This is a genomic window from Solibacillus ferritrahens (genome assembly GCF_037027585.1).
GTDB lineage: Bacteria > Bacillota > Bacilli > Bacillales_A > Planococcaceae > Solibacillus > Solibacillus ferritrahens.
The window spans coordinates 1-5,968 of the sequence record NZ_JAXCLE010000039.1 but is presented as its reverse complement, the minus strand read 5'-3'; the positions used below and the strand labels follow the sequence as shown (position 1 = coordinate 5,968).

Here is a 5,968-nt window from a genome sequence, read left to right as displayed (position 1 = left end):
TCTGCGATAGGCATTACAATACTTCCTAAAATACCTTTATAAGTTTGAATGATTGATTCAATATTATAGGCATTATTAGTAATTCCATAAAAACCACCTATCGAGTCAAAACCATCCTCGGGAGTTACAGGGGTAACTTCAATAGGCTGATACATTATATTATCTTTAATAAAATATCCTCCATATTCATGTAAAAACTCTTTGTAGGCTAATGGTAAATCTACACCATACAATCGTTCAATTGTTTCGATTGACTTATATGCATCTTCTTTTTTTGAGACGACCATTTCCCAATCCATTATTTCATTTAATGTTCGCTTTATTATTTTGTTCATTTTGATTTTCCTCCTCTTAAATCTGATGCTGAACCTATATGAGATATATTACCATTTAAGTCTGTTGGAATTAACTCAATTTCAGTAGAACTTTTATGACGAGGCGTTATGCTATTTTCTTTTAACCAAGACTTTGCTTGATTCTGTGATTTAAACCCTTTTAATTGCATAATTTTTTCATTTACTAAATTAAAATCATTTTTAGAGCCTTAAATTTAATAGAACCTTTACTCCAAGGTGTAAATTTAGGTCTACCATCAATAAATTCTACACCCTCGCCATTCGTTATACTCTTAACTTCAGGTTTATCAGAATACCATTTCCCATTACCAGCCATTTCCCATTTGTTCTCGGCAACCCTGCTCCTTCGATTTCGCAGGTTGTCCCGTTATTACACTTGCTACCTTCTTTGCCAAGGACGGTGCTTGCTGCTTTTTCAGATTCGTTGGTGTTGGGGACTTGGCCGGATTTACTGTTTTATTTGTTGCTTTGCTACCCGATGTAGCTCCCTGAAACAGCCTTTGCTCCGAGCTTTGCACCATATTTTACGCCTTTTACTAAAGGTCCTCCTAAAATAGCAGCGACTGATGCACCACGTTCCCAGCTTTCCAATTTTCTACCGGTAATTGGGTCTCTTCCATGTGAAATGTTAGCATGAAGATTTGTTGGTATTAGTTGTATCTAATACCAAACTCGCAGAAAAACCTTGAATGGTATTGAACCAATCTAGGCTTTCTAAGTATTTCTATTGAAAATTTTAGTTCTTTTCGTATATCTCCCCTCGCACGCCCATCCATAATTGGTTCTAACATGGTATATGCTAGTTTAGGTGGTAGAGCTCGAGCAAATGTAACAATTAGTTCTTTGGCATAAGGATCAATTTTCACTTGTAATAACTCTGAACAGTAACTTATAAGTATATTATTTTTACTGGTTTCTCCTTATTATCCATAGAATCCTCCTAAAAATGTGAGCAATAGTAACTTCTGTGTTTGGACACTCAATGCAAAGAAGGCAGAAGTAATCTCCATTATCTATACTATAAAACGGTAGGACTCCACCATTATCCTTAACAGTGGATTGAAAAATTTAAATGAAAAAATCCTTGTACAAGATTTCTCTTATACAAGGATTTTCTTAACCATTCCGATGATCTTTTGATTTATTATTATTGTATGTGTAACCAGTTAATCGGAGTCCCAATTTACCATATCCAAAGTACAATCAAATATTAATTCCTTTATCACGTTCACCATAAATATCCGTGCTTTGTTTGAATATATTACTAAAAAATAGGTTGTGAAAAAATATTAATTACCAAACGTAACTATTGCAGGGAGAAAATCATTTTAAATTCTAGCAATAAACGAAGACAAACTGAAAATAAATTTCTTCTAGGATTGTAATTCTAGTCTTAATTTTTTAAGTATTATTTTCTTCAAAGTTGTTTAGATATTCTTCCAAGAATTTTTTATCATCTTCATCCTCTGGTAAGAGATTTAGATACTTGTGCTTCCAAATAATTCGTCTTTCGTAATCGTCAGCTTCAGACAAATCTTCGTAATCATAATCAATTTTAAACTTACCCTCACTATTGAAAATCATTGTAAGATTTGTCCAAGGCTCTTGATCATTATTTTAAATTCATACCATAGCTCCTTTAAATCATCCAATAACTGTCTCCATCATATCTTACAATCCTCTTTTTCTATTTCGAAAATATTCGAGATATTATGACTGTGTACAGGCATCCTACCTTTCTCAGGATAATAATAAAAGAATGCAGTACGGACATCTTCAGTAATTTCACCGTTTACATAAACCTCTTCCCATTCTTCTGGTATGGTTTTTATTACTGTCTGAACAATGTTATTATAAATACTTCCTAACTTATTTTCATCCATAGCTACTTACCTCCAGGTTTATTTTCAAACTCTTTGAACTCCCAATCTCCCTTGCCAATTTTGTATTCTTTATCAAAACTAACCGGCCTTTGTGAATCACCTTTGTAAATCGGCTTTATTTTCACCTCTACCTCGAGTTTCTTCCATTTATCTTTATTTAGGTTATCGTTCATTGGAACAAGATTGTCTATATTACCAGAACCCTTGAAAATACTTGCAATCAAATGACCACTCTCATCATCAGCTAGGTAATATAGCAGCGACTGATGCCCCACGTTCCCAGCTTTCCAATTTCCTACCGGTAATTGGGTCTTTTCCAATCTCCGCTTCAACCAATGCCTTCGCATTTCCTACTACCGGAATAAAGTCTAATCCTGCAGAGATTGCCCCTTTATAGCTACCCTCTTTAAAGGACGTATACGCAGCGGAAACTTTTCTACCGACTTTTGTCAAAACTTTTTTCGTATCTTTTATGGCTGCTTTGACTTGCTTTTTCGCTTTAGTCGCGACTTTCTTCCTATCCAAGAGTGCTCTAATCACGTTACCTTTTATCTCTGCACAAATGAATTTACTGACCAAAATTAGGAAATATAACCCAAGTTCCTTTCAAGGGAGGGTATCGCTAGTAATATCAACTGTACTTTTATAGGCGTTTCTTTTAATGCCGGAACCTTTTTCTTCTCTTTTTTTAGACTGTTAATTTCAGTTAGAAATATCATCGAATTCAAAAAAAATACCTATTGAAGGTCAGAAAATTATTTAATTCAAAAACTTTGAAGGACTTTGAGCAAAATCAAAGAGTTGTTACTTTTTATAACTAGTTCTATTCTTGCTACTATTAATTATTCTTACCCATCGGCTCTATACTCAGTACCGTACCAATGGGTCCTAATTTCTCAATTAGTTTCTTTGCCTTACCATATGGGAATCTTTCTATTAATATATAAGGAGGATTTTTTGAACCCTTTAATAGATCGGCTGTTGAAATCTCAATCCCTAATACTCTCTTTATTCTTATTAAATCTTTCAAGCCTTCATTAGGAGTTTTTGCTAACACTATATTACAAGTATCAGGTGGCTCAATTACTGTTTTCTGTTCTGTTTCACATAAACAACCACTATTCACCCATTTTCTAAAATCCGAGGTAATTATAGTAGCATGAGTTGGGTTCATCACCCCCGAATCAATAACCAATACTTCTTTTTCCTCTGCATTTTTAAGCATTAAGAAAACATTACCTCCACCGTCATCACCAATAGAGATATATCCACTTGCATATTCATCTACTTCCCAAGTCTCGTTTCTTTCCACAATATCTTCCGTACCATATATAACCACACCACCACCAATTGAAAAACCATTTGTATACCTTAATAAATCCTTATATGCATTTGGTAATATAGCATTCATAAGATTTTCTACTTCTTGAATTTCAATATCACTTGCTGCCCTGGTTTTTATCAAGTCTGAAACCATTGATAAATTAATCATTTTACAAATCCTCCTAAACTATCGAAATATTTATATGCATCAACCATTGCTTTTCGTGCAGTTTTTTGGTCAACCCCAGCTTCAATCATTTCCCTATAGCTCTCATTAAATTCATAACGTATATCAGTATTAAAACCCTCAGTTTTTCTCCGTTTCCTCTGCATAGAAGAAATTTTTGCATGCGGTAGACCAGAACTTGATGGGAGAAGTAATGCGGGGGCTTTCTTGTCGTTATAAACAAATCCTCCCTCTTTAGCCCATCTTTTTGCCCACTCATTTTGTATTGGGTGGTGAGACTGTATTCGATTATCAGAAGCAATATTTTTATTTCCTGGTGACCGATTAACCCCTGGACTTAAATAGCCATGTTCATCAACGTCTCCTTTTTGATATCCCCCTGGCCGTTTAGCATTCCCCGCAACCTTACCCTGCTCCTACGATTTCGCAGGTGGTGCCGTTGTTGCGCTTGCTTCCTTCTTTGCCAAGGACGGTGCTTGCAATTTAACTATCCATATCTTAAATGTGGGTATGAATGATGAAAAAAACAGGTGGATTATGGTGATATATGACCATAATCTACCTGTTCAATGCACATTCATTGGGTTACTTCAAAGACTGCAATTCTAACTTTTAAAGCATTTAAGATACTTAGTATCCTCACCCTCGAAACATCTACCCTCCGACTTTTTATTCGCAATACTAAAAAACTCTTTAGCTAACTCTTCATCGCCTAATTCAAATGATACTTTTCCTGAAATAAATTCCTTTTTACCAGTATCTTTTCGTGCTAATCCTGTTAAAAACATTTTGTCCGACCATTCTTTTGCCTTTTTATAATCTTTTATAATAAAGCAAGTATCAATAATATCCTTCACTAGATGAAAGCTCTCTTCACTATATATCCCTTTTGGTTCAGGTAATAACTGCCACGCTTCTTCCAGAGTTCTAATTGATTCATTATGATTACCGTTTTCAAATTGTTCATTACTTTTGTTAACAAGGGACTCAAAATTCTCTTTTACAGGGGATTGTAGGTAAGCCATATTTATTTCCTCCTCAAATAATATCTTTAATTAGATCAAAATACTTATCATCTTCCTCAAAAAAAATCTTATAACCTTCTAACATGTAAGCCTTTAACAAGTATTCCTTTGCTTTATTCAACTCTCCGCATTCGAATAGGCTCTCTCCAAGTCTCAATAAAATATATGGATTTGAAATGCCATCCGGGCAATTTAGAGCATTATAAAAATGACTCTTTGCCATTTCAAACTCATCATTGATAAAATAAGTATCTCCTAATGCTGTATAAATCCAAGTACTTGCTTCCCAGTCAATCTTTGGTGATGGCACTAGTTCTAAGGCAGTGGAATACTTCTCTATCGCTTGATCAAACTCTTCCTCATCAATTAAAGAATCCCCCTCTTCGCATAACTTTAAAATTTGCGCATAAATTTTATCATTCAGTTCCATGAATTCTACCTCCAATTATTTGGTAGGTGGCAAATAGTTCTCACCTAATTTTGCCCCTGCTGAGCGGTTCAGACTATAATGGTCTAATTCATAATTTTTTGAGTTTAACATCCATTCCCTTACTTCCTTTGACTTAGCACCATGATGTCTTCCGAATTTGTTCCACCATGAGACTGCATCGGTTATATGAGCCATATCCGCCTCTCTAATATTATGCCATTCTCCCTCACTATCCTTAAACTCTGTTTCTCCGTTACGTGTTGTTCTAACTCTAGGTGGTTTTTCATTCTTCATTCTTTCTATTACTTCACGACCAGTACGTGATTTTTTGCCTGGTGTTCTTCCTAAATATTGCTCCCTTAGACTCTTAACTCTCTTAGCTTTATTTTTCTTATCAGTGGTAGCCGATTTCGCAGGTATTGCCGTTGTTGCGCTTGCTTCACTTTTCGCCTGAGACGGTACTTGCTGCTTTGTCGTATTCTTCGGTGTTGGGGACTTGGCTAGATTTACTGTTTTATTTGTTGCTTTTTGCCCACCCGAAATAATGCCTGCGACTGCCTTTCCTCCATGCTTCACACCTTTTACTAAAGGTCCTCCTAAAATAGCAGCGACTGATGCTCCTCGTTCCCAGCTTTCCAACTTTCTACCGGTAATTGGGTCTCTTCCGATCACGGCTTCAACCAATGCCTTCGCATTTCCTACTACCGGAATAAAGTCTAATCCTGCAGAGATTACGTCTTTATAGCCGCCCTCTTTGAAGGACG

At 35.6% G+C, this 5,968-nt stretch carries 13 protein-coding genes; all 13 read right to left on the bottom strand.

What is annotated here, in order from left to right; genetic code table 11:
- Window positions 1-335 (bottom strand): SMI1/KNR4 family protein (locus SNE38_RS18840; protein WP_336047141.1); only part of this gene is annotated, 335 nt, incomplete at its 3' end.
- Complete coding sequence (locus SNE38_RS18835) at window positions 332-505, bottom strand: hypothetical protein (RefSeq protein WP_336047140.1); 174 nt, start codon at window positions 503-505, stop codon at window positions 332-334. The genes SNE38_RS18840 and SNE38_RS18835, both read right to left, overlap by 4 nt.
- Before the next feature lie 156 nt (window positions 506-661).
- On the bottom strand, window positions 662-877 hold the full coding sequence (locus SNE38_RS18830) for a hypothetical protein (RefSeq protein ID WP_336047139.1): 216 nt from the start codon (window positions 875-877) through the stop codon (window positions 662-664).
- Window positions 828-947: a hypothetical protein gene (locus SNE38_RS18825; RefSeq protein ID WP_336047138.1), complete on the bottom strand. Its 120-nt coding sequence runs from the start codon at window positions 945-947 to the stop codon at window positions 828-830. The genes SNE38_RS18830 and SNE38_RS18825 overlap by 50 nt, the downstream gene beginning before the upstream one ends.
- Window positions 948-1,757: 810 nt before the next feature.
- Complete coding sequence (locus tag SNE38_RS18820; RefSeq protein ID WP_336047137.1) at window positions 1,758-1,940, bottom strand: immunity protein YezG family protein; 183 nt, start codon at window positions 1,938-1,940, stop codon at window positions 1,758-1,760.
- Between the two features lie 80 nt (window positions 1,941-2,020).
- On the bottom strand, window positions 2,021-2,239 hold the full coding sequence (locus tag SNE38_RS18815; RefSeq protein ID WP_336047136.1) for an immunity protein YezG family protein: 219 nt from the start codon (window positions 2,237-2,239) through the stop codon (window positions 2,021-2,023).
- Window positions 2,240-2,241: 2 nt separating this feature from the next.
- The gene (locus SNE38_RS18810) at window positions 2,242-2,559 is read right to left on the bottom strand and encodes a DNA/RNA non-specific endonuclease (protein WP_336047135.1); all 318 of its coding nucleotides are present in this window, start codon (window positions 2,557-2,559) and stop codon (window positions 2,242-2,244) included.
- Complete coding sequence (locus SNE38_RS18805) at window positions 2,480-2,764, bottom strand: pre-toxin TG domain-containing protein (RefSeq protein ID WP_336047134.1); 285 nt, start codon at window positions 2,762-2,764, stop codon at window positions 2,480-2,482. Before SNE38_RS18805 ends, SNE38_RS18810 begins: the two co-directional genes overlap by 80 nt.
- Window positions 2,765-3,077: 313 nt before the next feature.
- Window positions 3,078-3,731 carry an SMI1/KNR4 family protein gene (locus SNE38_RS18800; RefSeq protein ID WP_336047133.1) on the bottom strand — a complete coding sequence of 218 codons (654 nt, stop codon included), beginning with the start codon at window positions 3,729-3,731 and terminating at the stop codon, window positions 3,078-3,080.
- Window positions 3,728-4,015 (bottom strand): hypothetical protein, encoded by a 288-nt coding sequence (locus SNE38_RS18795; RefSeq protein WP_336047142.1) that lies wholly within the window; start codon window positions 4,013-4,015, stop codon window positions 3,728-3,730. Before SNE38_RS18795 ends, SNE38_RS18800 begins: the two co-directional genes overlap by 4 nt.
- Window positions 4,016-4,354: 339 nt before the next feature.
- Window positions 4,355-4,774, bottom strand: a complete 420-nt coding sequence (locus SNE38_RS18790; protein ID WP_336047132.1) for a hypothetical protein — start codon at window positions 4,772-4,774, stop codon at window positions 4,355-4,357.
- A gap of 13 nt (window positions 4,775-4,787) precedes the next feature.
- The gene (locus SNE38_RS18785) at window positions 4,788-5,204 is read right to left on the bottom strand and encodes a tetratricopeptide repeat protein (RefSeq protein ID WP_336047130.1); all 417 of its coding nucleotides are present in this window, start codon (window positions 5,202-5,204) and stop codon (window positions 4,788-4,790) included.
- A 15-nt stretch (window positions 5,205-5,219) separates the two neighbouring features.
- Window positions 5,220-5,968: pre-toxin TG domain-containing protein (locus tag SNE38_RS18780; RefSeq protein ID WP_336047129.1), on the bottom strand; the 749-nt coding region annotated here is incomplete at its 5' end.

Bases quoted from the DNA above. Each gene is read 5' to 3' on its own strand.
- SNE38_RS18785 (WP_336047130.1), bottom strand. From the start codon at position 5,204: ATGGAACTGAATGATAAAATTTATGCGCAAATTTTAAAGTTATGCGAA.
- SNE38_RS18830 (WP_336047139.1), bottom strand. From the start codon at position 877: ATGGTGCAAAGCTCGGAGCAAAGGCTGTTTCAGGGAGCTACATCGGGT.
- SNE38_RS18800 (WP_336047133.1), bottom strand. From the start codon at position 3,731: ATGATTAATTTATCAATGGTTTCAGACTTGATAAAAACCAGGGCAGCA.
- SNE38_RS18790 (WP_336047132.1), bottom strand. From the start codon at position 4,774: ATGGCTTACCTACAATCCCCTGTAAAAGAGAATTTTGAGTCCCTTGTT.
- SNE38_RS18820 (WP_336047137.1), bottom strand. From the start codon at position 1,940: ATGATTTTCAATAGTGAGGGTAAGTTTAAAATTGATTATGATTACGAA.
- SNE38_RS18815 (WP_336047136.1), bottom strand. From the start codon at position 2,239: ATGGATGAAAATAAGTTAGGAAGTATTTATAATAACATTGTTCAGACA.
- SNE38_RS18835 (WP_336047140.1), bottom strand. From the start codon at position 505: ATGCAATTAAAAGGGTTTAAATCACAGAATCAAGCAAAGTCTTGGTTA.